Annotated in this window: 24 protein-coding genes; 9 read left to right on the top strand and 15 right to left on the bottom strand. The window is 64.6% G+C overall.

The window, feature by feature from the left end; translation table 11 throughout:
- Nucleotides 1-168: 168 nt before the first annotated feature.
- Complete coding sequence (locus JQ635_RS00240) at nt 169-732, bottom strand: hypothetical protein (protein WP_211407890.1); 564 nt, start codon at nt 730-732, stop codon at nt 169-171.
- Between the two features lie 191 nt (nt 733-923).
- Between JQ635_RS00240 and rimO the strand changes: the two genes are divergently transcribed.
- Entirely contained in the window at nt 924-2,243 is a 1,320-nt protein-coding gene (rimO, locus tag JQ635_RS00235) for a 30S ribosomal protein S12 methylthiotransferase RimO (protein WP_211407889.1), read from the top strand.
- A gap of 273 nt (nt 2,244-2,516) precedes the next feature.
- Here the strand turns inward: rimO and JQ635_RS00230 are convergent, their stop codons facing one another.
- From JQ635_RS00230 to JQ635_RS00220, 3 genes are all read right to left on the bottom strand, one after another.
- Nucleotides 2,517-2,936 (bottom strand): carboxymuconolactone decarboxylase family protein, encoded by a 420-nt coding sequence (locus JQ635_RS00230; protein WP_211408456.1) that lies wholly within the window; start codon nt 2,934-2,936, stop codon nt 2,517-2,519.
- Nucleotides 2,869-3,300 (bottom strand): MerR family transcriptional regulator, encoded by a 432-nt coding sequence (locus JQ635_RS00225; protein WP_211407888.1) that lies wholly within the window; start codon nt 3,298-3,300, stop codon nt 2,869-2,871. The genes JQ635_RS00230 and JQ635_RS00225 overlap by 68 nt, the downstream gene beginning before the upstream one ends.
- Before the next feature lie 157 nt (nt 3,301-3,457).
- Nucleotides 3,458-4,405, bottom strand: coding sequence for a hypothetical protein (locus JQ635_RS00220; protein ID WP_211407887.1), 948 nt, complete (start codon nt 4,403-4,405; stop codon nt 3,458-3,460).
- A 124-nt stretch (nt 4,406-4,529) separates the two neighbouring features.
- Between JQ635_RS00220 and JQ635_RS00215 the strand changes: the two genes are divergently transcribed.
- The 3 genes from JQ635_RS00215 to JQ635_RS00205 all read left to right on the top strand — a co-directional run bounded on the left by JQ635_RS00215 (nt 4,530) and on the right by JQ635_RS00205 (nt 7,897).
- Nucleotides 4,530-5,678: a tetratricopeptide repeat protein gene (locus JQ635_RS00215; protein WP_246583216.1), complete on the top strand. Its 1,149-nt coding sequence runs from the start codon at nt 4,530-4,532 to the stop codon at nt 5,676-5,678.
- Between the two features lie 113 nt (nt 5,679-5,791).
- Nucleotides 5,792-6,433, top strand: coding sequence for a hypothetical protein (locus tag JQ635_RS00210; protein WP_211407885.1), 642 nt, complete (start codon nt 5,792-5,794; stop codon nt 6,431-6,433).
- A 267-nt stretch (nt 6,434-6,700) separates the two neighbouring features.
- Nucleotides 6,701-7,897 (top strand): acetylornithine transaminase, encoded by a 1,197-nt coding sequence (locus JQ635_RS00205; RefSeq protein WP_211407884.1) that lies wholly within the window; start codon nt 6,701-6,703, stop codon nt 7,895-7,897.
- A 171-nt stretch (nt 7,898-8,068) separates the two neighbouring features.
- On the opposite strand, the gene JQ635_RS00200 is transcribed toward JQ635_RS00205, so the two are convergent.
- From JQ635_RS00200 to pcsA, 3 genes are all read right to left on the bottom strand, one after another.
- Nucleotides 8,069-9,043: a quinone oxidoreductase family protein gene (locus JQ635_RS00200; RefSeq protein ID WP_211407883.1), complete on the bottom strand. Its 975-nt coding sequence runs from the start codon at nt 9,041-9,043 to the stop codon at nt 8,069-8,071.
- A gap of 76 nt (nt 9,044-9,119) precedes the next feature.
- Nucleotides 9,120-9,854 carry a TerC family protein gene (locus JQ635_RS00195; protein WP_211407882.1) on the bottom strand — a complete coding sequence of 245 codons (735 nt, stop codon included), beginning with the start codon at nt 9,852-9,854 and terminating at the stop codon, nt 9,120-9,122.
- Nucleotides 9,851-10,618 (bottom strand): phosphatidylcholine synthase, encoded by a 768-nt coding sequence (pcsA, locus tag JQ635_RS00190; protein WP_211407881.1) that lies wholly within the window; start codon nt 10,616-10,618, stop codon nt 9,851-9,853. Before pcsA ends, JQ635_RS00195 begins: the two co-directional genes overlap by 4 nt.
- Nucleotides 10,619-10,705: 87 nt before the next feature.
- Between pcsA and JQ635_RS00185 the strand changes: the two genes are divergently transcribed.
- A complete protein-coding gene (locus tag JQ635_RS00185; protein ID WP_211407880.1) occupies nt 10,706-11,890 on the top strand; it encodes a UbiH/UbiF family hydroxylase in 1,185 nt (394 codons plus the stop codon).
- Nucleotides 11,891-11,997: 107 nt separating this feature from the next.
- On the opposite strand, the gene JQ635_RS00180 is transcribed toward JQ635_RS00185, so the two are convergent.
- From JQ635_RS00180 to JQ635_RS00155, 6 genes are read right to left on the bottom strand one after another with little or no spacing between them, the layout of a single operon-like run.
- The gene (locus JQ635_RS00180) at nt 11,998-13,170 is read right to left on the bottom strand and encodes a M24 family metallopeptidase (protein WP_211407879.1); all 1,173 of its coding nucleotides are present in this window, start codon (nt 13,168-13,170) and stop codon (nt 11,998-12,000) included.
- Nucleotides 13,163-14,263 (bottom strand): mandelate racemase/muconate lactonizing enzyme family protein, encoded by a 1,101-nt coding sequence (locus tag JQ635_RS00175; RefSeq protein ID WP_211407878.1) that lies wholly within the window; start codon nt 14,261-14,263, stop codon nt 13,163-13,165. Before JQ635_RS00175 ends, JQ635_RS00180 begins: the two co-directional genes overlap by 8 nt.
- Before the next feature lie 12 nt (nt 14,264-14,275).
- On the bottom strand, nt 14,276-15,433 hold the full coding sequence (locus tag JQ635_RS00170; protein ID WP_211407877.1) for a M20 family metallopeptidase: 1,158 nt from the start codon (nt 15,431-15,433) through the stop codon (nt 14,276-14,278).
- A gap of 22 nt (nt 15,434-15,455) precedes the next feature.
- The gene (locus JQ635_RS00165) at nt 15,456-16,190 is read right to left on the bottom strand and encodes an amino acid ABC transporter ATP-binding protein (RefSeq protein WP_211407876.1); all 735 of its coding nucleotides are present in this window, start codon (nt 16,188-16,190) and stop codon (nt 15,456-15,458) included.
- Between the two features lie 5 nt (nt 16,191-16,195).
- The gene (locus JQ635_RS00160; protein WP_211407875.1) at nt 16,196-16,921 is read right to left on the bottom strand and encodes an amino acid ABC transporter permease; all 726 of its coding nucleotides are present in this window, start codon (nt 16,919-16,921) and stop codon (nt 16,196-16,198) included.
- 12 nt (nt 16,922-16,933) lie between these two features.
- A complete protein-coding gene (locus JQ635_RS00155) occupies nt 16,934-17,743 on the bottom strand; it encodes an ABC transporter substrate-binding protein (protein ID WP_211407874.1) in 810 nt (269 codons plus the stop codon).
- A gap of 191 nt (nt 17,744-17,934) precedes the next feature.
- On the opposite strand from JQ635_RS00155, the gene JQ635_RS00150 reads away from it, so the two are divergent.
- Nucleotides 17,935-18,825, top strand: a complete 891-nt coding sequence (locus tag JQ635_RS00150) for a GntR family transcriptional regulator (protein WP_211407873.1) — start codon at nt 17,935-17,937, stop codon at nt 18,823-18,825.
- 38 nt (nt 18,826-18,863) lie between these two features.
- Here the strand turns inward: JQ635_RS00150 and JQ635_RS00145 are convergent, their stop codons facing one another.
- On the bottom strand, nt 18,864-19,817 hold the full coding sequence (locus JQ635_RS00145; RefSeq protein WP_080138525.1) for an AEC family transporter: 954 nt from the start codon (nt 19,815-19,817) through the stop codon (nt 18,864-18,866).
- A gap of 106 nt (nt 19,818-19,923) precedes the next feature.
- On the opposite strand from JQ635_RS00145, the gene hspQ reads away from it, so the two are divergent.
- Nucleotides 19,924-20,256, top strand: coding sequence for a heat shock protein HspQ (gene hspQ / locus JQ635_RS00140; protein ID WP_018642057.1), 333 nt, complete (start codon nt 19,924-19,926; stop codon nt 20,254-20,256).
- Between the two features lie 79 nt (nt 20,257-20,335).
- On the opposite strand, the gene JQ635_RS00135 is transcribed toward hspQ, so the two are convergent.
- Nucleotides 20,336-21,166 carry an invasion associated locus B family protein gene (locus JQ635_RS00135; RefSeq protein WP_211407872.1) on the bottom strand — a complete coding sequence of 277 codons (831 nt, stop codon included), beginning with the start codon at nt 21,164-21,166 and terminating at the stop codon, nt 20,336-20,338.
- A gap of 261 nt (nt 21,167-21,427) precedes the next feature.
- On the opposite strand from JQ635_RS00135, the gene JQ635_RS00130 reads away from it, so the two are divergent.
- Together JQ635_RS00130 and JQ635_RS00125 are read left to right on the top strand one after the other, a co-directional pair.
- On the top strand, nt 21,428-23,296 hold the full coding sequence (locus JQ635_RS00130) for an extracellular solute-binding protein (RefSeq protein ID WP_211408455.1): 1,869 nt from the start codon (nt 21,428-21,430) through the stop codon (nt 23,294-23,296).
- Between the two features lie 4 nt (nt 23,297-23,300).
- Nucleotides 23,301-24,803: an AMP-binding protein gene (locus tag JQ635_RS00125; protein ID WP_211407871.1), complete on the top strand. Its 1,503-nt coding sequence runs from the start codon at nt 23,301-23,303 to the stop codon at nt 24,801-24,803.
- Nucleotides 24,804-24,831 lie beyond the last annotated feature (28 nt).

The raw sequence follows: 24,831 nt of genomic DNA, 5'->3' as shown, positions 1-24,831 counted from the left end.
GGGCAATTGGGACTAGCTCAGGCCGGTCAATCAGGCAGATCAGATATGGATCAGACGGCTGCGCCCAAGGTCAGCTTCGTGTCGCTCGGGTGCCCCTGAGACAACGAATGTAAACTTTCAAAGCCGCCCACTCCCGCCCGACGGCAGCTGCCATCTGGGCTTACGCTCTCACGGAATCCTCGCGCCAGCGATCATTTTGTCGAGAAGTGGCACGGCGGCCAACACCGCCCTCTCGTTCTTGCCGGAGACCGCCAGCCGCACGACATAGGAGTTGCCATCCTTGTCGACATCAACGTAATGCGCGATCACTTCGACCGGTTGGTCCTTCAGGGACGGATTGTCGTACCGGTTGATGATGACACCGGGGCTGGCCGATTGAAGCGAGGTGATCTTGGCATTCTTGCCGGACGTCGCCGCCCAATCCTGATCGCTCGTTGCGACCCATTGAACCAGTTCGGTTCGATCCTTGTTGTAGCGGCCTTCGGCATAGATGATTGCTTCGGCGTTACCGAATCCCTTCCCCCTGGGCACGAACATGGAGGCGCCGTATTTGAGGCTTGCGGCCTCGTCCTTCGCCCACCCGTCGGGCGCCTTCACACGCGGCCTGAATTCCGGACACAGGCCTTTTTGCCCGTCGCAAACACGTAAGATCTTGTCGACTTCAGCCCGCGCCGGAAACATCGCACTCCAGGAAATGACGGCGAAAACCATGCCGAAGATGAAACGGCGCATCGCAGTTTAGCTCCGTGGAACTACGTAAAAACAGAATAGCGACAAGAACGTGCACGCTGGAGCAATTCATCTCGGCTCCTCCACGCACACGATCGGAACCGGCCCATAGGTTAGTTATTGAATTTCGCCATCGGTTCAATTAGTTGGATCGCTAAATCCGGACAATTCAGATCTAGGCTCCAGGCGATACCATGGACAGAGCGCCCCGCATTTCATTCACGTCACTCGGGTGTCCCAAGGCATTGGTGGATTCCGAGCGCATCATCACGCGCCTGCGCGCGGAAGGGTACGAGCTCGCCCGCAAGCATGACGGGGCCGACATCGTCATCGTCAACACCTGCGGCTTCCTCGACAGCGCCAAGCAGGAATCGCTGTCGGCGATCGGCGAGGCCATGGCCGAGAACGGCAAGGTGATTGTCACCGGCTGCATGGGTGCGGAACCGGAAGCGATCGAGCAGGCCTATCCCGGCGTGCTCTCCATCACGGGCCCGCAGCAATATGAGAGCGTGCTCGACGCCGTGCACCGCGCGCTGCCGCCGGCGCACAATCCACATCTCGACCTGGTGCCGCCGCAGGGCATCAAGCTGACGCCGCGCCACTACGCCTATCTGAAGATCTCCGAGGGCTGCAACAACCGCTGCACCTTCTGCATCATCCCGAAGCTGCGCGGCGACCTGGTCTCGCGCTCGGCCAATGACGTGCTGCGCGAGGCCGAGCAGCTGGTCGGCGCCGGCGTGAAAGAGCTGCTGGTGATCTCGCAGGACACCTCGGCCTATGGCGTCGATCTGAAATATGCCGAGAGCCCGTGGAAGGACCGCCCGGTCCGCGCCAAATTCCTCGATCTCGCCCGCGAGCTCGGCGAGCTCGGAGCCTGGGTCCGGCTGCAATATGTCTACCCCTACCCGCATGTCGACGAAGTCATCGCATTGATGAATGAAGGCAAGGTGCTGCCCTATCTCGACATCCCGTTCCAGCACGCGAGCCCCGAGGTGCTGAAGGCGATGAAGCGCCCGGCCGCGCAGGACAAGACCTTGGCGCGCATCAAGCGCTGGCGCGAAGAATGTCCGGATCTGACGCTACGCTCGACCTTCATCGTCGGCTTCCCCGGCGAGACCGATGCCGACTTCACCTATCTGCTCGACTGGCTGGATGAAGCCGAGATCGATCGGCTCGGCTGCTTCAAATACGAGCCGGTTGCGGGCGCGACGTCGAACGCGATCGAGAACCCGGTGCCGGAAGAGGTCAAGCAGGAGCGCTACAACGCGCTGATGGCCCGCCAGCAGAAAATCTCGGCACGCCGGCTGAAGCGCAAGGTCGGCACGCGCCAGCAGGTCATCATCGACGAGGTCGGCCCAACCGTCGCCAAGGGCCGCTCCAAGGCCGATGCGCCCGAGATCGACGGCGCGGTCTATCTGTCGAGCCGCCGTCCGTTGCGCGTCGGCGAGATCGTCACCGCGAAGATCGAGCGCGCGGACGCGTATGATCTGCACGGCAGCGTCGCAGGGTTCTGATCTTCCGCCGTCACGATCGGTCCAGCCACGAACTCGCTGCAACCTCTCCCGCTTGCGGGAGAGGTCGCGCCGAAGGCGCGGGTGAGGGCTTTCTCCTCATTGGGAGTCTCTCTGTGGAGGCACCCTCTCCCCAGCCCTCTCCCGCAAGCGGGAGAGGGAGCGGATCGCCGTCGGGATTTAGAATTCAGTCACGCCTGCCATTTCGGCACCCAGCGCTCCGGCCTGGATGCGCGGGCGAGATCGGCGCGCTTCGCGTCGTCCGGAGCAAGTTCGTCATGTCGCGTCTCCCGACGCCTGCCGTCCGTCATGCGCGGAAAACACCTCCTTGGCTGCGAACAGCCCGTTCACCGCCGCCGGGAAGCCCGCATAGACGGCCATCTGCATGATGATCTCCACGATCTCGTCGCGAGACAGCCCGACGTTCAGACCCGCCTCGATATGCACTTTGAGCTGAGGCGCGGCATTTCCGAGCGCCGTCAGCGCGGCGATCGTCGCGATCTCGCGATCGCGCAGGCCGAGGTCCGGGCGGCTGTAAATGTCGCCGAAGGGAAACTCGATCACGTATCGTGCGAAATCCGGAGCGATGTCGGCGAGTGAGGCGACGACCTTTTCGCCGGCTCTGCCGTCAATGCGTGACAGGGCCCGCTGGCCGCGATCGAAGCGGCTTTCGGCTTGGGTTTGGGCGTGCGTCATTTTCCTTCGTCCTCTGTTCGTCGCCGGCATAGCCGGCGATCTTGGTATCAAGGACGAGCAGGCATTCCTGGAGTTCGGCGATCTGCGTGCGGACCTTTTCCCGGTGGATTTCCAGCATCTGCCGCCGGGCTGGCCCGGTGGCTTCGCCTTCATCACGAAGCGCCGCATAACGCAACATGTCCCGGATCGGCATTCCCGTGGTCTTGAGCCGACCGATGAATGTGATCCAAGTGAGGATCGATGCGTCAAAGTCACGCTGGCCGGAACGATCCCGGTCTGCGTATGGCAGCAGCCCGATGCGCTCGTAATAACGCAACGTGTGAGTCGACAAGCCGGTTCGTTTTGCGAGGTCGCCGATCTTCATGTGTGCCCGTTCTCGTACTGACGCACGTACAGATACCCCTTCGAGCGCACTCTAAGTCAAGGGGGATCGAAGGTGCCGTTCCCGCGAAGTCAACATGGCACGACAGCAGAAGATTTCCGCGCGCCGGCTGGGCGCCAGCATCGCAGGATTGCGAGCTTCAGGATGCCGCCAGCCATTTCGGCACCCAGCGCTCGGGGCGCGGGGCGCGGGCGAGATCGGCCTGAGCCTCGGATAATTTCGCGGGCTCGCCGTCGATGGTCGGGCGTACGTCATACTCGAAGCTCGGCATGACGCGGCCGTCGGCATAGAGGCCGAATTTCATCGCGTACCACAGCCCGAGCTCGGGCTGCGCGCGGCGCATTTCCTCGCGCAGATCGCGCAGCAGGGATTCGATCGAGGCGGCTTCCTCGAACGGCTGCGGCCCTCGCGAAAGGACGCGGGCCTGGTATTGCTTGCCGACGATCGCGACCTCGAAATGCGTCTTGTCCCACGAGTTCTTGCCCTTGGGCAGATGGGCCGCGAGACGCCAGCCGAGCTCGGCCATCAGACGGTGATTGGCCCAGTAGTCTTCGCGATCCCGGCTCCATTTTTCCATGAAGCCGCGGAAATCAGGCAACTCCGGCGCGCCGTCGTCACAGGCGAGGTTCTCGCCCGCCGGCTGTCCGGCAAGCCATTGCGCGAGCTCGACCGTCTGGCACTCGACCTCCTCATGCGGCTTGAGATCGCTCCAGGCCTTGTCGAATTGCTGCGACGTCAGCTTGGCGAGCAGCCCGTCGAGGCTCGGTGCGAGCAGCTCGTAGTCGCCCTCCGATCCCAGTCCGACGATCGGCGGGTTGTCGCGGTCGAGACCGGCGCCATACCAGCCGCCGACAGCCGAACCGTCAGGCAAGCGCATGAAAAGTGAGAACCTGTCGCGCAACGGACTGCCGTCGACGATCGGCGCGGAATCGGAGAACTGGCCTTGCAGGGAGAAGCAGCCGACGCTGCCCCAGGGGCGCCCCTTGAGCCAGGCGGCAAAGTCGACCAGCAGCGGTGGCGCTTCGATTCCCGGCGGAAACGCGCCGCGAATGCTGTCGAGGTCTATCGGGTAAGGGGTATCGGACAAGGCTGAAAACTGTCTGGTTGGTCCCGTCTCCCTTGGTCTGAGCCGAGTCACGTTCGGTTCGAACCAATTGGCGTCCGTTGATCACAAACGCGCTAGAGGCTCAATGGTTTCTGCGCGACATTCGATGAAATACAATCACAAGGTTGGTATCCGGAGCGGGCTGTACGCCATTGGCACAGCATTGATCCTGCTTGCGCTTCCCGCCGCTGCCCAATCCCCATCGCCGGCGCAGGCGCGACAATGGTGCTTCGGCACCGACGAGGTCAGCGACGAGCAGCGCCTCGCCGGCTGCTCGGCGGTGCTGAGAACCAACCCATCCCATGCGCGGGCGCTTGCCAATCGCGGCGAGATCTTCCGGCGCAAGGGGGATACGGAGCGGGCTTTGGCCGATCTCAACCGCGCCATCGACCTCGATCCGAAGGACGCCATCGCCTGGTACAATCGCGGCATTGTCCATGACGATCTCGGCGATCGCGACCATGCCATCGCCGACTATACGAGAGCGATCCGGCTCGAGCCTGGTGATCCCCAATATTACAACAACCGCGGCAATTCCTACATCGGCAAGAACGATTACGCGCATGCGATCGCCGATTACGATCAGGCCATCAAGCTCGATCCGAAATTTGCGCTTGCCTATTACAACCGCGGCTCAACCTATCGCGAGCACGGCGAGGCCGATCGCGCGCTCGCCGATCTCGACCTGTCGATCAAGCTCGACCCGAATTACGGCCCGGCCTATGGCAACCGTGCTCGCATCTATCGTGACCGCGGCGACCGTGCCCGAGCGCTGGCCGATTTCGCCAAGGCGTTTCAACTCTCTCCGAACAACGACCTCGATTACTATGCGCGCGCGAGCATGTATTTCGATACGCATGATTATGCGCTGGCGCTGGAGGATTACGACCGCGCGATCAAGGCCAATCCGCGTTATGCCGGCGTGTTCAATTCGCGCTGCATGACACGCGCGATCCTCGGGCGTTTGCAGGAGGCGCTGGCCGATTGCGAGCAGTCGCTGCGGATGCAGCCCAACGATCCTGATACGCTCGACAGCCGCGCCTTCACTTATCTCAAGCTCGGCAATCTCGACGCGGCGATTGCCGACTATGACGCAGCACTGAACGCAAGGCCGCAGTTCGACAGCTCACTCTACGGCCGCGGGCTTGCGAAGCGAAAGAAGGGCGACAACGAGGGCGCCGAACGCGACATCGCAGCGGCGAAAGCGATCAACGCCGGCATCGCCGATGTGTTCGCGCATTACGGTGTCGAGTGATCCTCTCGCGCCGCCCTGCCTGCGCATGCAATGTGACACTATAGTGCATTCATGCAGGGGTCACGGACTCGTCCTAATTCTCGCGCGCCTTTCAACGCGCGCGAGGATTTTTGATGAGCCGTCTGTCAGACATGCTGCGCACGCAGCGCTTCGACGATTACCGCTTCTACCACCAGAGCACCGTCAACCAGACGCTGCACCTCGTCAGCGCCGTGATCTTCCTCGGATGCTATGCGCTGCTGTTCAAGGACCCTGCCCTCGCCGGGCTCGTCGGCTGGCTCGCGATGCTGACGCGGCAGACCGGGCATTTCTTCTTCGAGCCGAACGGCTATGACGCCGTCAACGACGTCAGCAACGCCTACAAGGAGGCGGTGAAAGTCGGCTACAACCAGACGCGCAAGATCATCCTGCTCCTGGTCTGGGGCAGCGCGCCGATCGCGCTGTACATCTTCCCCACCCTGCTCGGGATTTTCGATCCTCCCACCGACCGCTTCGACTTCGTCCGCCATGTCGGCGCGCTCTGGCTCGCGGTCGGGATCGGGGGCGCTCTTGCCCGCATGCTGCAGCTGTTCGCAACACGCGACGTCACGACGGGGCTGGTGTGGGCGTTCAAGGTACTGACCGACCCCTTCCACAACATCGCGCTGTACTGGAAATCGCCGCTCAAGCTGATGCGCGGTGAGCTCATCGACACCGCGATTGCGGATGCGGATTGGGGCGACGAGGACGCCGAGCAAGCGCCGCACCTGACCTGACCCGGTGCACGTTCGGCGGGTGTCTCGCAAAACGGCCGCTTGACAAGTCCTGCCATTCGGCTGTACGGACGCGCCCCATGATCAACTCTCGGACCAACCGCCGCGCAGCTTTCCGTCGTCGCACCCGCGACGATGATGGGTTGCGCCATGTCCGACGACGCCGCTGAACACCTGAATTCAGCATAGTTTTCGAGAAGGCCGCACCCGCAAAGTGCGGCCTTCTTGCTTTTTGCGTCCCTTTTTCACCCGCCTCCAGAGGAGTTCGACATGACCACCGCCACCCATCCGTATGGCGCGCTGATGGACATCACCGCACGGCCCAAGGCCGTGTTCGTCCGCGGCGCCGGCTCCTACCTCTGGGACGATGGCCGCAAGCGTTATCTCGATTTCGTGCAGGGCTGGGCCGTGAACTGCCTCGGCCACTCCCCGCCCGCAGTTGCAGATGCGCTCACCGCGCAAGCCAAGCGGCTGCTCACGCCGAGCCCGGCGTTCTACAACGAGCCGAGTCTGAAGCTGGCGCAGGCGCTGGTCGAGAACAGCGCGTTCGACCAGGTGTTCTTCGCCAATTCAGGTGCGGAAGCCAACGAGGGCGCGATCAAGCTCGCGCGCAAATATGGCAGCCTGCACGGGAACGGCGCGTTCGAGATCATCAGCTTCGAAGGCGGCTTCCACGGCCGGACGCTGGCGACCATGTCGGCCTCGGGCAAGAAGGCGTTCGAGCCGCTGTTCGAGCCGAAGGTGTCAGGCTTCAAGAAGGCGAAGCTGAACGACATCGCCTCGGTCGAGAAGCTGATCAACGCCAACACGGTCGCTGTGATGCTCGAGCCGATCCAGGGTGAATCGGGCGTGTGGCCGGCGACCGACAAGTTCTTGCAGGAGCTGCGCGCGCTGACCGAGGCACACGGCCTGCTGCTCATTTTCGACGAGATCCAGACCGGCATGGGCCGGACCGGAAAGCTCTTCCACTATGAGCACGCCGGCATCGCACCCGACATCATGACGCTCGGCAAGGGCATCGGTGGCGGCGTGCCGCTCGCAGCCCTGCTCGCGGGCGAACGCGCCTCCTGCTTCGAGCATGGCGACCAGGGCGGCACGTTCAACGGCAACCCGATCATGTGCGCGGCGGGACTTGCGGTGCTGGAGGAGATCAAAAAGCCGGACTTCCTGAAGTCGGTCGCGGAGACCGGCCTGTTGCTCGAAAGCGAGCTGCAGAAGGTCTCGGCCCGGCACGGCCTCGGCGGCGTCCGCGGACGCGGGCTGCTGCTGGCGCTCGACCTCAAGCTGCCGATCGCACCGGGGATCGTCGCGCAGGCGTTCGAGGCCGGCGTGCTGCTGAACGCCCCGCAGGTCGACACGCTGCGCTTCATGCCGGCGCTGAACGTCACCAAGGGAGAGATCGCCGAGATGATCGATTGTCTCGACGGCATCTTGACCAAGGCCGGCGCGGCGCGGCGGGTGGCGTAGAGATGGTCTCGTGCCCCGGACGCAGCGCAGCGCCTCTTCGGCGGTGCGCTGCAGAGCCGGGGCCCATCTCTCCGCAGCATGCAGCACCGCCTTCTGGGTCCCGGCTCTGCGCAGCAGCGTAAGAACGCTGCAGCGCGTCCGGGACACGAGAGCGGAGAACGACGTTGAGACCTACGGCTTCAAAATCGACGCGCCCGTGGTCTTCCGGCTTTCGAGATCGATATGCGCCTTCGCTGCGTCTTTGAGCGCGTAGGCATGATTGATCGGCACGTGCAGCTTGCCGTTGATGACGGCGGCGAACAGCGTGTCGGCGCCTTCCAGCAGCTCCTTGCGCGTGCCGATATAGTCGTTGAGCTTCGGCCGGGTCGCAAACAGCGAGCCGTGATTGTTGAGCTCGGCGATCGAGAACGGCGGCACCGGACCTGAGGCATTGCCGAAGGAGACGAACATGCCGCGCGGCTTCAGGCAGGACAGCGAGCCCGGGAAGGTCGCCTTGCCGACGCCGTCATAGACGACGTCGCAGCCCTCGTTGCGGCTGATCTGCTTGACGCGAGCGACGAAGTCTTCCTCGTTGTAGAGGATGACGTGGTCGCAGCCGTTGGCCTCCGCGAGCTCGGCCTTCTCGCGCGAGCCGACGGTGCCGATGACATGGGCTCCAAGCGCACTCGCCCATTGGCAGGCGAGCAGGCCGATACCGCCGGCCGCCGCATGAATCAGCACGCGATGATGCGGCTCGACCTTGAAGGTCTTGTGCAGGAGGTACCAGACCGTCAGCCCCTTCAGCATCAGCACGGCGCCCTGCTCATGCGTAATGTGGTCGGGCAGCTTGACCAGCTTCTCCCAGGGGAGGTTGCGCTCGCTGGTATACGCGCCGAGGTTGTGATAATAGGCGACACGGTCGCCGGGATGGAAATTGGTGACGCCCGGCCCGACCGCAACCACCTCGCCCGAGGCCTCGTTGCCGGCGATGAAGGGCAGCCCCGGCGCCTTGTAGAGGCCGGTGCGGTAATAGACGTCGATGAAGTTGAGGCCGACCGCATGCTGGCGGATGCGCACCTCTCCGGCAGCAGGCGCCGGCACCTCGACGCTCTCATAGACCAGGGCTTCGGGACCTCCGACCTTGTGCACCCGGACGGCTTTGGTCATCACCTGACCTCCTCTTCTCCAAGGCTGAGCGAAAGACATCGCGCCCGCCTTGTCAACTCGACGGCGACTGGAACGCCTAAATCGACGGCTTGCTCGCCTTCTTGCGATTACGCTTGGCCAGCACGTTGAAGAACTCCACCGCCGCCGAGAACGCAATTGCGAAATAGATGTAGCCGCGCGGGATGTGGAATTGGAAACCGTCAGCAACCAGCGCGACGCCGATCAGCACCAGGAAGGCCAGCGCCAGCATTTTCGTGGTCGGATGCTCCGCGACGAATCGCGACACCGGCCCGGACGAAATGTACATGATCAGGCAGGCGATCACGACTGCCGCGATCATGATCTCGATGTCCTGGGCCATGCCGATCGCGGTGATGATCGAGTCCAGCGAGAACACGATGTCGATGACGATGATCTGGACGATCACCCAGAAGAAGGCGCTGCCGCCGGATTTCTCATCGCCCTCGTCGTCATCGACCTCGACCTCGGCGTGGATCTCGTGGGTCGCCTTCGCGATCAGGAACAGGCCGCCGCCGATCAGGATCAGGTCGCGCCAGGAGAAGTCGTAACCCGCAAGCGAGAACACCGGCGCGGTCAGGCCGATCAGCCAGACCAGCACGCTGAGCAGGATGATGCGGAAGACCAGCGCCAGCGCCAGCCCGATCTGGCGGGCGCGGTTCGCCTGCTGCTCCGGGATGCGCGAGACGATCACCGACAGGAAGATCACGTTGTCGATGCCGAGCACGATCTCGAGCGAGGTCAGGGTCAGCAGCGCGGCCCACGCCTCGGGGCTGGTGATCAGATGCATCATGCGAAGGATCTTGCGAGGCGGATCAAGGCGTCGCTGAAGCTGATCCAGAGCGCGATCGCACACAGCGCGGCGGTCACGCCGATGCCGACGTGAAAGTCCATCTCCAGCGTGTAGAGGGACAGCAGCGCCCAGATCGCGATCAGCGACATCGTCAGCCAGCGCAGCCGCACGACGCGGACCGGATGCAGCACGTGGAACGGCACGAAGGTCAGCACCACCAGGGTCGCGACCAGCAGCGTGGACCACAGCGGCGACCAGTGCAGCAGGAACAGATAGAACGCCGCCGCATTCCACAGCGCCGGAAAACCGCGAAAGTGATTGTCGTCGGCCTTCATGCGCAGATCGGCGAAATATAGCGCGCTGGTGACGATGATGGCGACGCCGAGCAAGGGAGCTGCGACCGGCAGCAACAACCCGCTCGCCACGATCGCATAGGCCGGCACGAACACATAGGTGACGAAGTCGACCACGAGATCGAGCACGTCGCCCGACCAGTTCGGCTGCACGTTCTTGACGTCGAGCCGGCGCGCGATCGGACCGTCGATCGCATCGATGATCAGCGCGACGCCCAGCCACTGAAACATCGCCGCCCAGTGCTCGCGCACGGCCTCCAGCATCGCGAGCAGCGCGACCGCCGCGCCGAACGCGGTGAAGATATGCACCGAGAACGCCGCGGCGCGGATCGCGGGTGTCGGCTTCAGGGAATCCTCTCGGCTGTCCATGGCTTCTGCTATCAGAACGGGACCGGTTTGCACATAAGCCATTGCGGCGCCCGGTCGCACAATTCGCCATAAACCCTAGGAAAAATAGGTGGGCTTGAATTTGCCGGCGAGCGTGTCAAATGTCGTTCCATGACAGATGCATCGACACATTTTGACGCAGCCGTGATCGGCGGCGGACCGGCCGGGCTCGCAGCGGCGATCGCACTGGCCCAGGCCGGAGCACGGACCGCGCTGGTGGCACGGCGCCTGCCCTATGCCGACAATCGCACCACCGCGCTGCTGGGCGCCTCCATCGATCTTCTGGAAGGCCTCGACGTCTGGGCGCGCTGCAGGGACAAGGCGGCCGCGCTCGAGGTCATGCGGCTCGTCGACGACACCGGCCGGCTGTTCCGTGCACCGGAGGTCCGTTTCTCCTGTCACGAAATCGGGCTCGACGCCTTCGGCTACAACATCGACAACCGCTCCTTGATGCTGGCGCTGGAAGAGCGCGCGGCAGAGCTGCCCGGGATCGTCCGTTTCGACGACGAAGCCGAAAGCGTCGTCATCGAAGCCAACGACGTCGCGATCCGCACCGTCTCCGCGCAATTCCTCTCGGCCCGGCTGGTGGTCGGCGCCGACGGCCGGCATTCGCTGTGCCGGGAGGCTGCCGGCATCGAGGTCGCGCGGCGCGAGCTGTCGCAGACCGCGCTGACTTTCAACGTCGGCCACACGCGGCCGCATCGCAACGTCTCGACCGAGTTCCACACGCCGCACGGGCCCTGCGTATTCGTGCCCCTGCCCGGCGACCGCTCCAGCATTGTCTGGGTCTCGGCACCCGCGGACGCCGAGCGGCTGCGCGGCCTCAGCGACGAGGAGCTGTCCGCCGCGATCGAGAAGCAGTCGCATTCGATCCTGGGACGCATGACGGTCGAGCCCGGGCGCAACCTGTTTCCGCTGGCGATCGAGCGTCCCAAATCCTTCGGCCGCGACCGCATCGCGCTGGTCGGGGAAGCCGCCCATGTGGTGCCGCCGATCGGCGCCCAGGGCCTCAATCTCGGCCTGCGCGATGCCGCGGACATTGCGCGGCTCGCGGGCGAGGCGATCGCGGCGGACCAGGATCCCGGCGCGGACGACGTGCTCAAGGGCTACGACCGCGCCCGGCGCCCGGACATCCTGAGCCGGACCTTTGCGATCGACATCGCCAACCGTTCGCTGCTCAACGATTTCCTGCCGCTCCAGCCGGTCCGCGCCGTCGGCATGCATCTGCTCGGCGCCATCGGCCCGCTCCGGCGTTTTGCGATGCGCGAGGGACTGACGCCGACCTGGCGGCGTTAGCCCGGCGGCGCCTCGATCCTGCGTGACCGCCTCACCTTAAGTTACTGTTTTAACGTTATTTTCCGGCATACTCCCCGATCGGCTGCTGCCCTCGGGGCAAGTTGGCGTCAGCCTGCGACACGCAGGATGGACCGATCGATGGTGCTGAGTGGCCGGCAGCCGGTTTCCGTGACGATGACGGTCTCGCTGACGCCGACGGTGAACTGACCGAAATCCCGCATTGCGACCGGGAGGTGGAACGTCATGCCAGGGCGCAATTCCGTGGTCACGCCCGTGTACAGGCTGAGCACGCCCCCCTCGCCCCAATCGGGCGCAAAGGCGATGCCGATGCTGTAACCGACACGCTTCTTGAAGTTCTCGGTGTAGCCGGCGCGATCGATGATCCGCTGACAGGCCAGATGCGGCGCCTCGCAGGGCGCGCCCGGCTTGATCGCCTCGAGCGCTGCGGAAAGCCCATCCTGACAGGTCTTCTCCATGTCGATCGCGCGCTGCGGCATGGCACCAATCCAGGCGCTGCGCATCAGCGCCGCGTGGTAGCGATCATGGCTGGCGGCCATTTCCAGAAACGCGGGATCGTTCGCGCCGATCCGTCCACGTCGCCAGGTGCCGTGGGGCACGCCGGAGCGGCGGCCGACGGAGACCAGTGGCTCCATGCCGACATATTCGGAGCCCGCGGCGATCGACGTTCCCACCATCGCAGAGACGAGGTCGTTCTCGCTCGCCCCACACTTGACCGCGCCGAGGCCGGCGCGCATGCCGGCCTCGACATAGGATGCGGCGGTGGCGATCTTCTCGAGCTCGGCCGCCGACTTCACGATGCGAAGCTGCTCGATGATGCCGGCGCCATCGTGCAGTATCCCAAGCTTGTCCTGGAGCGCTTCATAATTCGCCACAGGCAAGAACCAGCCGCGCTTGTCGATTGCGATGCGCTTCGATGCCCAGCCGCGGTCCTTGATGACATTGACCAGGAAGTTCACCGGCTGATCGCCGTCCTGGTAGACTTGCGCATTGGCGATGAACGTGTTCGCGATGAAGTTGAAATATTCGAGCTGCCGGACGACGAAGGCCGGCTCGCCCTCGACCGGCAGGACCAGCGCTTGAAATGTGTAGTAGCCCGGCGTCTGCTGACCCGTGAGGTAGAAGATGTTTTCGGGCCCGGTGACGACCACGACGTCGATGCCGGCCTTCGCAAGAAGTGCGCGGGCACGAGCGACCCGTCCATCATATTCCTGCTTCGGGAACGCTGATTCAGAGCCCTGCTGGACGGCGTCGCTAGTCATAGCTGTAGTCTCCGATGAGCTTGGTGGTGGCGGCGTCGAACTTGACGCCGAGGCCAGGGGCGCGCTCCGCATGGATGGCCCCGTCGGTGTAGGAGATGCCTGAAACCGGATCATTGACGAGCCCGTCGGCGCCATAGAGCTCGGCGAATTCAGGCCTGGTCGCGCAAGCGACGTGCAGCGCCGCCGCAGTGGCAGCGGCGCCCTCGTTCATCTGACCGATCATGAAGGGTACGCCGGCCTCGCAGAGCTTCCGCGCGGCCGCAACGGTCGGCGCGATGCCGCCGAGCTTCACGAGCTTGAGATGCGCAAAGACCCGCCCGCGATAAGCGCACACATTTGCGATATCACTGGTCGTGGCGATGCTCTCGTCGAGCATCACGGGAACAGGGCTCTTCCGCGCGAGCTCATCGATGCTTGCCCAGTCGCCGGCCGGCACCGGCTGCTCGACATAAGCGAGATCATACGCGGCGAGCGCCTCCAGCTTGGCCAGCGCCTCATCGGCCGTCCAGCGTCCGTTCGCGTCCGCGGCAATCTTCACCCGTCCGCCGAAGCGCTGGCGCAGGGCCGCGACACGTCGCAGATCCTCGGCAAAATCGCCGACGGCGATGCGTACCTTGAGATCGGCATAGCCGCGATCGACGTAAGCCTGGGCCTTGGCAAGAAAGTCTTCGTGCGAGGACCAGAAAAGAGTCTGGTTGGTCTTGCAGGTCACATCCCCGTTCGGCGCGCCAAGCCAGGCGGCCAGGGTCTTGCGCTCGCGGCGCGCGACCAGATCGTGCAACGCGCAATCGATCAGCGTGCGGACCGGCGCGATGTATGGCACCTCCCAGAGCGTCATCATCGCGATCAGATCGAGCGGATCGCGCCGCCAGTCGATGTCGCGAACTGCGGCGACGACCGACTCCACCACGGTCCTCTCATCATAGCCGTTGAGGTAGGCGATGTTGGCTCTCACCTCGCCGACGCCCACCGTCTCGCCGTCGTCGAGCCGCAGGTAGATCTCCTTCAGGGCGGGAATGCTGCCCGACGAGGCGGTGTGCAGGACGAGCCCGCCGCCATAGTGCAGATCGGCCAAATGCAGTGAGACGCGCAAGACGCTCGGGTCCTAGTTGCGCAGCATGGCTTTGGCCACGTCGCGATAGATCAGGCTGGCGGTGATGAATTCATCGACGGGAACGAACTCGTCGGGTTTGTGAGCAACGGCGAGATCGCCCGGACCGATCACGGTCCCCTGCGCACCAACACCAGCGAAATGCACGAGGTCGCAGGCGCCCTGGAAGCCGAACGGACCCGGCTTGGTCACACCGTGGGCACGGCTGGCAGCAAGGCTCGCCTGCACGATCACGCTGTCCTGCGCCGTCTCCGTCGCCCCGCCTGTCGTCGCCTTGTAATCGACGACCTCGGCACGCAGCCCGAAACGCTCGCGCGCGACCGCGAGAAGATCGTCGATCTCGCGCTTCACGGCGCCCTCGTCCTCTCCCGGCACCATCCGCCGATCGAGCAGCAGATCGCAGGCACCGGGCAGCACGTTGTCGGCGTGGCCGCCATTGATCCTCGTAACCGTGAGGCTGGCCGCTCCGACCAGCGGATGGCTGCGGTGACGGACGACCTTGTCGTGATGCTCGGCGACGAGGCCCAGCAACTCGCCAGCTCGGTAGATCGCGTTCTCACCGAGATGCGGCGTTCCGGAATGCGCCGAGACGCCGTACACCCGCACAACTGGCCGCAAGCTGCCCTTGTGCGCGGAGAAGACGGCGTTCGACGTCGGCTCGCCGATCACGGCAGCGTCGATCCTGGGATGGTTCGCGGCATAAAATTTGGCGCCTTCGCTGGCGATCTCTTCGTCGGCCACAAAAACGCCAAGCAGCGTTCCCGACCATGCCGTACGATCGTCTGCCAGCATGCGCATGGCTTCCAGCATGGCGGCCAAAGGCCCCTTGCAGTCGCAGGCGCCTCGGCCGTAGAGCCGGCCATCCTTCTCGATCAGGCCAAAGGGATCCGAGGCCCACCCCTCGCCGGCAGGCACGACATCCATATGGGTGTTGAAGGCGAAGACGGGGCCGGCGCCATTCTCGAGCCGCGCGACCACGTTGACCCGTCCCGGCTTGTACTCCTGAACCGTGACACCGAAGCCGCCGCCGACCAGCAGATCACGCAGATACTCCGCCGCAGGCGCCTCGTGACCAGGAGGATTTTGCGTGTCGATCGCAATGAGCCTTGCGAGCTCGCGCTTCATGCGGGCGACATCGGGAGAAGTGGACATCGACGGGCTCCGGATATCGGGGTCAGTGAAGGATCTGATCGAGAAAGCGGCGCGCGCGGTCGTTGACGGTGCCGCCGAAGAACTGGTCGCTCGGCGCGCTCTCGATGATCTCGCCGCTTTCCATGAATACGATCCTGTCCGCGGCGCGCTTGGCAAACCCCATCTCATGGGTGACGACGATGCTCGTCATGCCCTCGGCACTGAGGGTCGTCATGACATCGAGCACCTCGCGGATCATTTCCGGATCGAGCGCGGAGGTCGGCTCATCATACAGCATCAGCTTCGGCCGCATCGCGAGCGCGCTGGCAATGGCGACGCGCTGCTGCTGGCCGCCGGACAGCTCGTCCGGAAAGGCATCCGCCTTCTCGGGAATCTGCACCTTGCGCAGGAGATCGACCGCGATGTCATGGGCATCGGCGCGGCTCATTCCCAAAATCTTCACCGGCGCCAGCATGACGTTCTCGGCCGCCGAGAGATGAGCGAACAGCTCGAAATTCTGGAACACCATGCCGATCTGCCGGCGCAGCAGATGCGCGGTGCGGCGGGCGCGCGTGATGTTCTCGCCTTCGAAGAAGATGTCGCCGCTGTCGACCGTCTCCAGCAGGTTGACGCAGCGCAAGAGCGTCGACTTGCCGGACCCTGATGGTCCGATCACGACGAGCGTCTCCGACGGATCGACCGTCAGCGTGCAGGTCTTCAGGACCTGCGTCGCACCAAAGCTCTTGTTGATGCCGACGATTTCGAGAAGATGCTGCATCCTCGCTACCGTACAGCCAGCGCCTTCGAGGTCCCGAGCATCCGTTCGGTCAGCGTCAGCCGCCGCATCCGCTGCCGCTTCTTCGGGTCGAGCACGGTCTCCAGCAGGATTTGCAGGCCCATGAAGGCCGTGGTCATCGCGAGATAATAGATGCCGGCGGCGGTCAACGCCTCGAAGTAGCGGAAGTCGGCGCTCGCCGTCTGGTTCGCGACCAGCAGCAGCTCTTCCACCGCAATCACCGAGACCAGCGCGCTGAGCTTCAGCATGCCGATCATCTGGTTGCCGATCGGCGGCAGCACGATCCGGGCGGCCTGGGGGATCACGACGTAGCGCATCATCTCGGTTCGGGTCATGCCGAGCGCGAGGCCGGCGGTACGCTGGCCTTTCTTCACGGCCTGAAGCCCCGAACGCAGGATCTCCGCCATGTAGGCGCCCTCGTTCAGCGACAATGCCAGCACCGCGCACACGAAGGCCGAAAGCCTGATGCCGAAGGACGGCAGCACGTTGTAGATGAAGATGATCTGAAACAGCACGGGCGTGCCGCGGAACAGCCAGAGATAGGCCAGCGTGACGACGGTGCCGATCCGGGTCTGGCTCTCCTGGATCAACGCAAGCACGAGGCCGATCAGGACGCCGAAGACCAGCGAGGCGACCGTCAGCAGCAGCGTCATCTCCGCGCCGCGCAGGAAATTCGGCGATGTGAGGTACTTCAGGACGAGTTCGATGGACACCTGAGGGCTCCCTTAGTCGAACAGCGACACCGAGGCAGGAAATTTCCAGGTTTCAATCAGCTTCTTGTAGGAGCCGTCGGCAACGATCTCCTTCAGCGCGGCCTCGACCGCCGATTTCATCGCGCTGTCGCCCTTGCGCACGGCCATGCCGATCTGCGTGTTGGCCTCGAACTCCGGGCCCGCCACGGCGTAGACGCCGGGCACCTTGTCCATCAGTTCGACCACACCAGGCGTGGAATTGAACAGGACATCGGCCCGCCCCTGCCGGAGCGTCAGCGCCGAATCCTGCGCGGTCGGCAGCGTCATCACGTTGATGGCGGCGAGCCCCTTGTCGCGGCAGCGCTTGTCGTCCTGGCGCGCGTAGGTTTCCTGGATGCCGCCAAGCGTGACGGCGATGGTCTTGCCGCAGAGGGAATCGTCGCGACCGGTGATCTTGGCGGGATTGCCCGCCTGCACCACGACGAGCGTGCCGATCTTCAAATAGGGGACGAAGTCCACCTGAGCCGCACGCTGCTCGTTGATGTACATGGCCGAATTGATGATGTCGGCGCGGCCGCCTTGCAGCGCGACGATCAGCCCCTTGAACTCCATGTTCATCGGCTTGGCCTCGACGCCGAGCTTCTTGCTCAACAGGCCGATCATGTCGATGTCGAAGCCGGAGAGCTTGCCGTCTTTCTGAAATTCGAACGGCGCGAAGGTGCCGGCAACGCCGTAGGTCAGCGCGCCCTTTTCGACCAGCGTGGCCGACGAGAGGTCGGCCGCCATCACCGATCCGGACAGGCAAAGCGACAGGATTCCGCAGGCAAGGCGTAAACGAGACATGGGGTACCCCTGTGGCTTGATTGTTTTATTGTTGGCTAATATACAATCTTTGCCACCTTTTGCGTCAAGCCTGATCCGCGGGCATCCCTGTCTAAGCTTTAGTCATATCGGTTTTGACCGGGATCGCAGCTCAAGCCATTGTATCGTAAGCAACAACTCGTACTTCAGGACGGATCCCAGAGCCTCCCGCCATGGCGCGGTCCACCCAGCAAACCCGATTTCGCCTCGCCAACCAGATTCTGGATGTCATCAGGGACGCCAAGCTGGAGCCCGGCCACCATCTGCGCGAGCAGCAGCTCGCCGATCTGATCGGCGTCTCGCGGACCCCGATCAGGTCGGCGCTGGACCTGCTTGCCGAGCGCGGCATTGTCGAGACGCGGAAGAACCATGGCTTCTTCCTGCGCAAGCCATTCGATTCACTGCATCGCATCGAGATCGAGGTCCCGTCGACGGCGGAGGAGAAGCTCTACGCAAAGCTGGTTCGCGATCGGCTCGAGCATCGTATTCCCAATTCCATCACCCAGAGCGAAATTGCCCGCCGCTACGCCGTGGACCGCGTCGCGCTGGCGCGCACCCTCTCCCGTCTTGCCGAAGACGGACTGATCGCACGCAAGCAAGGGCATGGCTGGGCGTTCCTGCCGACGCTCGACTCCCTCGTCTCGCTGCGCGCCAGCTACGAATTTCGTCTGACGATCGAGCCCTCGGCCTTTCTGCTCACGACTTTCAAGCCGGATCTCGCCGCCATCGAACGGATGCGCCTGCAGCACCTTTACCTGGTCTCGCACCCCGACATCGCATCGGTCTCCAGCACGCAATTGTTCGAGACGGACGCCGCATTTCACGAGATGTGCGCCGAGTTCTGCGGCAACGCATTTTTCGCCCAGGCGGTCCAGTACCAGAACAGGCTTCGACGCCTGCTCGAATTCGGCAGCTATTTCGACAGCCGCCGTGTCCGCGAATGGTGTCGCGAGCACCTCGCGATCATCGAGGCCATTGCCGACGGCGACGCTCCGCTGGCCTCGACCCGCATGCGCGCGCATCTGGAACAGGCATTTCTCGTCGCGCGGACCGCAGCGTCGTGACGGAAGAGCCGCCCGTCAGGTCCTGAATGGCCTTTCGTTCACGGAAACGCCAGCCGCCCCGTCTGGATCGCCCACATCACGCTGGTCAGCGTGACCACCGACGCGAAGGTCCCGAGCAGCACGGCGACGGAGGCGGATTCGATCCAGGCATCGTTCTGCCGCGCGATGACGAACACGTTCAATGCCGGCGGCAGCGAGGCCATCAGCACGGCGGTCGCGGCCCAGGGCTGCGCGAACGGGCCGAAGGCCAGCATCAGGCCGAACGCTGCGAGCGGATGGATCAGGAGCTTCACCGCGATCACGCCCGGCACCTCCCACGGCACGCGGTCGAACGGACGAAGCGCCACCGTCACGCCGAGCACGAACAGCGCGGTCGGCGCGGCTGCGTTCTGGAGGAAGGTGATGGTGCGGTCGAGCGCGACCGGCAGCTCGATATGGAGCGCGGCCACCGCGGCGCCAAAGCACGCCGACATGATCAGCGGGTTGAGCACAATCTGCTTCAGCACGACGCCGAAGGCATGCACGATCGAGGGATGGTCGCGGTCGGAGAGCTCGATCAAGAGCGGCACGATCGTGAACAGGAAGATGCTGTCGCAGCAGAAGATCAGCGCCGTCGGCGCCGCCGCCTTGGTCCCGAGCACTGCGAGCGCGAGCCCCGGCCCCATGTAGCCGATATTGCCGTAGCCGCCGGAGAGACCAGCGAGCGTCGCCTCGCGCAGGCTCAGCCGTCCCAGCACCTTGCCAACGACCAGCGCCAGGGTGAATGCCGCCACCGTCGACAGCGTGGTCGCGATCAGGAACGGCGGGTTGTTCAGCTCCGCAAACGGCGTCTTCGACATGATCGCGAACAGCAGTGCCGGCAGCGACACGTAGAGCAGGAAGAAGTTCATCCAGGCGAGGCCTGATTCCGGCAGGGCCTTGACCTTGCCGCAGGCGAAACCAACGAAGATCAGGCCAAAATAAGGTAGAGCCAGATTGAGGATATCGACCATTGATGAAGTGTTTTCTGAAGACTTGGGGGCTATCCGCCCCTTACGCGAAGGTTAATTCCCGCTAAGGCCACTAGCATCGGCCACAATCCTGGTCTATCGACGAGGGATGATTAAAGCGAGGACCGCCAAATTCCAGATCGGACAGGTCGTCCGCCACCGGATCTTCTCGTTCCGGGGCGTGATCTTCGACATCGATCCGGAATTCAACAACACCGAGGAGTGGTGGCTGTCTATCCCTGAGGAGGTGCGGCCCCACAAGGACCAGCCGTTCTACCACCTGCTCGCGGAGAACGCGGAGTCCGAGTACGTCGCCTATGTCTCCGAGCAGAACCTGCTGCCGGACGATTCCGGCGAGCCGGTCCGGCATTCCCAGGTCGCCGAGATCTTCATCAAGGACAAGACCGGCGGCTACCGCCCGCGCAATCCGTCGCTGAATTGAAGTTTCGCCGCCGACAATGCGGCCATTAAAAAAGGCGCTCGAATGAGCGCCTTTTTTCATGTCCGGGATTTGGTCCCAATTATTTCTGACCCGCCGGCGGTGCGCCGGGCGGCGTGCCCTGCTGCTCAAGCTTCTTGCGCTGCTCGTCGGCCTTCTTCTGAAGCTCTTCCTGGAGCTTCTTCTGGGTTTCCTCGAACACCTTCGGATCGGTCGGCGGACCGTCATAGGCCTTCTGGAATTCGCCGGCGAGCGGCAGCGGCAGGGTCAGCGGTGCGCCGTTGGCGTTGATCGCCTGGACAACGAGATTCTGGCCCTTCTTCATGCTGTTGATGAGCTCGGGCGTCGCCTCGTAGTCGGACATGCAGCCGTTCTGGAAGCAGATCACATAGGGCTGCTGCAGCGGCGCGTTGCTGTCCACGATGATGCGGGTGCCGTGCACGAGCTGCATGCCGAGCGGCAGCGTCACGCGCAGGATCTTCTTGGGCTCGCCTTCCGGCTCGATGATGACGGCGGCGATGACCGGCTGGCCCGATTCGATGCGGCCGTCCTTACCGGTGAAGCAGACCTGCTTGGCGTTGGCGTCCTGGCCCTTGAGGCAGAACTTGGTCCAGGGGGCGTAGATCAGCTGGATCTGCTGGTCGGCGGGCTGGGCCGCGCCCTGCTGCGCCGGGGCGCCTTGCGCAGGAGCCTGCTGGGCCGGCTGCGCCTGGGCGGGCGCCGGAGCCTTGGGGGCAGCCTTCGGAGCCGCCGCCTTCGGGGCCGGAGCGGCCTTGGGCGCGGCGGGCGCGCCGGGGGCCGGCGCCGGGGTCTGGGCTTCGGCGGCAAACGGGACGGCCAACGCCGTCGCCGTCAACAAGGCGAGAAGTCGCCCGCGCGGCCGGACGGACGCGGCCAAGTAACAGAAATTCATTGCGGAAAACCCTTTCTGAACGGGAAGTGCCCGAACCGCTCCGAAGCGCCGAACCTGGCCGCCTTGGGCGCGGCTCTCTCCCCGTCAATTGAGGCGGATAAGTGACGGGCTCGACGCTCTTGCGCGATCGGGTGCCTTCTTAGCGTGGCCGACGAAAAGATCAATGCCGACAACCATGTTTGGCCACATCCGCAGCTGCATCCGGTGAAATTCCCTGTGATAGGATTCAGGCTTTACCGGTCCTCGAATCAACGTGTGCCGATGTTCATGTTCCAGCGCCTCGTCGAGGGCCCCGGTCTCCGCCTCTGCGCGCTTGCCCTTGCGCTCGCTTGCGCGCTCACTTGTGCGCTCACTTGGGGCCTGTCGGCGGGTGCTGCACGGGCCGAGGAAGCCCATGCCATCGCCATGCACGGCAAGCCGGCGATGCCCGCCGATTTCACCCACATGCCCTATGCCAATCCCGAGGCCCGCAAGGGCGGCCGGCTGACCTGGGGCATTCTCGGAACCTTCGACAGTCTCAATCCCTTCATCGTGAAGGGATTGGCGGTGCAGCCGATCCGCAGCTACGTCGTCGAGAGCCTGCTCGCGCGCGGCCAGGACGAGCCGTTCACGCTCTACGGCCTGCTCGCCAAGACCGTCGAAACCGACGACGACCGGACCTTCGTCACGTTCCGCCTAGATCCCCGCGCCCGCTTCTCGGACGGAAAGCCGGTGCTGGCCGAGGACGTGCTGTTCTCCTGGCAGTTGCTGCGCGACCACGGCCGTCCCAACCACCGGCAATATTACGCCAAGGTCGCGAAGGCCGAGGCGCCCGACGCCCTCACCGTCCGCTTCGACCTCACTGGCGCCAACGACCGCGAACTGCCGCTGATCCTCGGCCTGATGCCGATCCTGCCGAAGCACGCGGTCGATGTCGCGACCTTCGAGGAGACGACGCTGACGGGGCCGGTCGGCTCCGGCCCCTACCGCGTCACGGCGGTGAAAGCTGGCGCCAGCGTGACGCTGACGCGCAATCCCGACTATTGGGGCCGCGACCTCGCCATCAATCGCGGGCTCAACAATTTCGACGAGATCAGGCTCGACTATTTTCGCGAGGCCAACGGCCAGTTCGAGGCCTTCAAGCGCGGCCTCTACGATTTCCGCGTCGAGCACGAGCCCTTGCGCTGGCACGACGGCTACGATTTTCCGGCCGCCAGGAGCGGCGAGGTGATCCGCGACACCGTCAAGCCCGGCGTGCCGCAGCCTTCCGAATTCCTGGTCTTCAACACGCGCCGCCCGGTCTTCGCCGACATCCGGGTGCGGAAGGCCCTGACGCTGCTGTTCGATTTCGAGCTGGTCAACCGCAACTATTTCTTTGGCCTCTATTCGCGCGTCGCCGGCTATTTCGCCGGCTCGGAGCTGTCGGCCTATGGCAGGCCTGCGGATGCGCGCGAGCGCGAGCTGCTCAAGCCGTTCGCCGCGCAGATCCCGCCCGAGATCATGGACGGCAGCTACCGCCTGCCCGTGACCGACGGTTCGGGCCGCGACCGCACCACGCTGCGCGCCGCGCTGAAGCTGTTGTCGGAAGCCGGCTACGATCTCGACGGCACCGTGCTGCGCAGTCGCGCGACCAGAGCGCCCTTCACCTTCGAGATCATGGTCACGACCCGCGACCAGGAGCGCATCGCGCTCGCCTTCCAGCGCGACCTCAAGCGCGCCGGCATCGAAGCCAGCGTGCGCGCGGTCGATCCCGTGCAATTCGACCAGCGCCGGCTCGGTTACGAGTTCGACATGATCCAGAACCGCTGGGACCAGTCGCTGTCGCCCGGCAACGAGCAGTATTTCTATTGGGGCAGCGCTGCCGCCGACAATCCGGGCACCCGCAACTACATGGGCGCCAGGGATCCCGCCATCGACGCCATGATCGGCGCTCTGCTGGAGGCCCGTGAACATACGGAATTCGTCTCGGCGGTTCGCGCGCTCGACCGGGCCCTGATTGCGGGCTGCTACACAATCCCGCTGTTTAACGTATCCGAGCAATGGATCGCGCGCTGGAATCGGATAGAACGGCCAAAGGCCACCGCGCTGTCCGGCTATCTTCCGGAGACCTGGTGGTCGAAGGGTGAGCCTCAAGCGACGCAAACGAAGTGACGCCGTGAACCAGCCAGCCGTATCGCCGACGCTCGACACGCTGTTTCAGCGCACGCTGATGCGGCAGCCGCACGCGACCGCTCTGCTCGATCCGCTCAACAAGCCGCGCGTGACCGGGCATCAGCCGCGGCGGATGAGCTATGCAGAGGCCGACACCGCCATCGAGGCACTGTCGGCCCATTTCGTCGAATCGGGCCTGCCGGCCAATTCCGTCATCGCGATCCAATTGCCCAATACGGTCGAGTTCGTGCTGACCGTGCTCGCCGCGCATCGCGCCGGTCTCGTCGTCGCCGTGCTGCCGCTGCTGTGGCGGCATGCGGAGCTGACCGCGGCGCTCAACCGCACCGCGGCGCGCGCCATCGTCACCATGAGCACGGTCGACGGCGTCAGCTATGCCGACCTCGCGATGCACGCCGCCGCCGAGGCGTTCTCGATCCGTCATGTCTTCGGTTTCGGAGGCGACCTGCCCGAAGGCATGGCCTCGCTCGACGACGTCCTGGCCCGCCCGCCCGGCACCACGCGCGCCGTGATCCAGGACGGCCGCAAGGCGGCGATGATTTCCTTCGACGTCACGGCGGAGGGCTTTCGCCCGGTGCCGCGGCCGCATTTCAGCCTGATCGCCGGCGGTCTTGCCATGTCGCTCGAAGCCGACGTGAAGCAGGGCGCAACATTGATGGCGGCGTTCACGCCGATGTCGTTTGCTGGCCTCGCCTCCTCGCTCGCGGTGTGGCTGCTGTCGGGCGGCACGCTGGCGCTGCATCATCCGTTCGAGAACGACGTGCTGGAGCAGCAGATCAACGAGCACGAATGCGAGGTGCTGATCGCGCCGGCGCAGCTCGCGCTGCGGCTCGGCGATGCCGACCTCGCGGCGCGGATGCCGACATTGCGCAACATCATCGGGCTTTGGCGCGCGCCGGAGCAGGTGGCGGCGAGCGATGCCTGGATCGCGCCGCATGCGCCGCTCACCGACGTCTATCTGTTCGGCGAGGCCGGATTGTTCGGCGCCCGCCGCGGCGAGGACGGCATGCCGGTGCCTGTGATGCCGGGACCGCACGGCGCGCCGCGCGAACAGGCAGGCTCCTCCATCGCCGGCGAGATCCTGCTGACGCCGAGGGGCACGCTTGGCCTGCGCGGTGCGATGGTGCCGATCGCGGCCTATGCCCCGCCGCAGCCGGTCGGCGAGACGCTGATCGCACAGCCGCCGCGCGATTATGTCGACACCGGCTATGCCGCGCGGCTCGACCGGCCGAGCGGTGCAATCTGCATCACCGCGCCGCCCTCCGGCATCATGGCCGTCGGCGGCTACCGTTTCCTCTCCAACGACCTCCAGGAATGGGCGCGCCGGCTCGGCCAGGGCGCCCTTCTCACCGCACTGCCCGACCGCCTCTCCGGTCACCGGCTGGCAGGGCGGGCCCAGGACAATGCCCGCGCCCGCGAGGCGCTCAGCGAGCTCGGGCTTAACCCTCTGATGGTCGAGGCTTTTCGCGACCGCTCCGGGCCGGCTTGAGCACAGTTTCGCCGGCTCCGTTGACGCC

It is taken from the genome of Bradyrhizobium iriomotense (genome assembly GCF_018130765.1).
GTDB classification, from domain to species: Bacteria; Pseudomonadota; Alphaproteobacteria; order Rhizobiales; family Xanthobacteraceae; genus Bradyrhizobium; species Bradyrhizobium iriomotense_A.
Note: the sequence above shows the minus strand (reverse complement) of the source record. Positions and strands in the feature narration are given on the sequence as shown.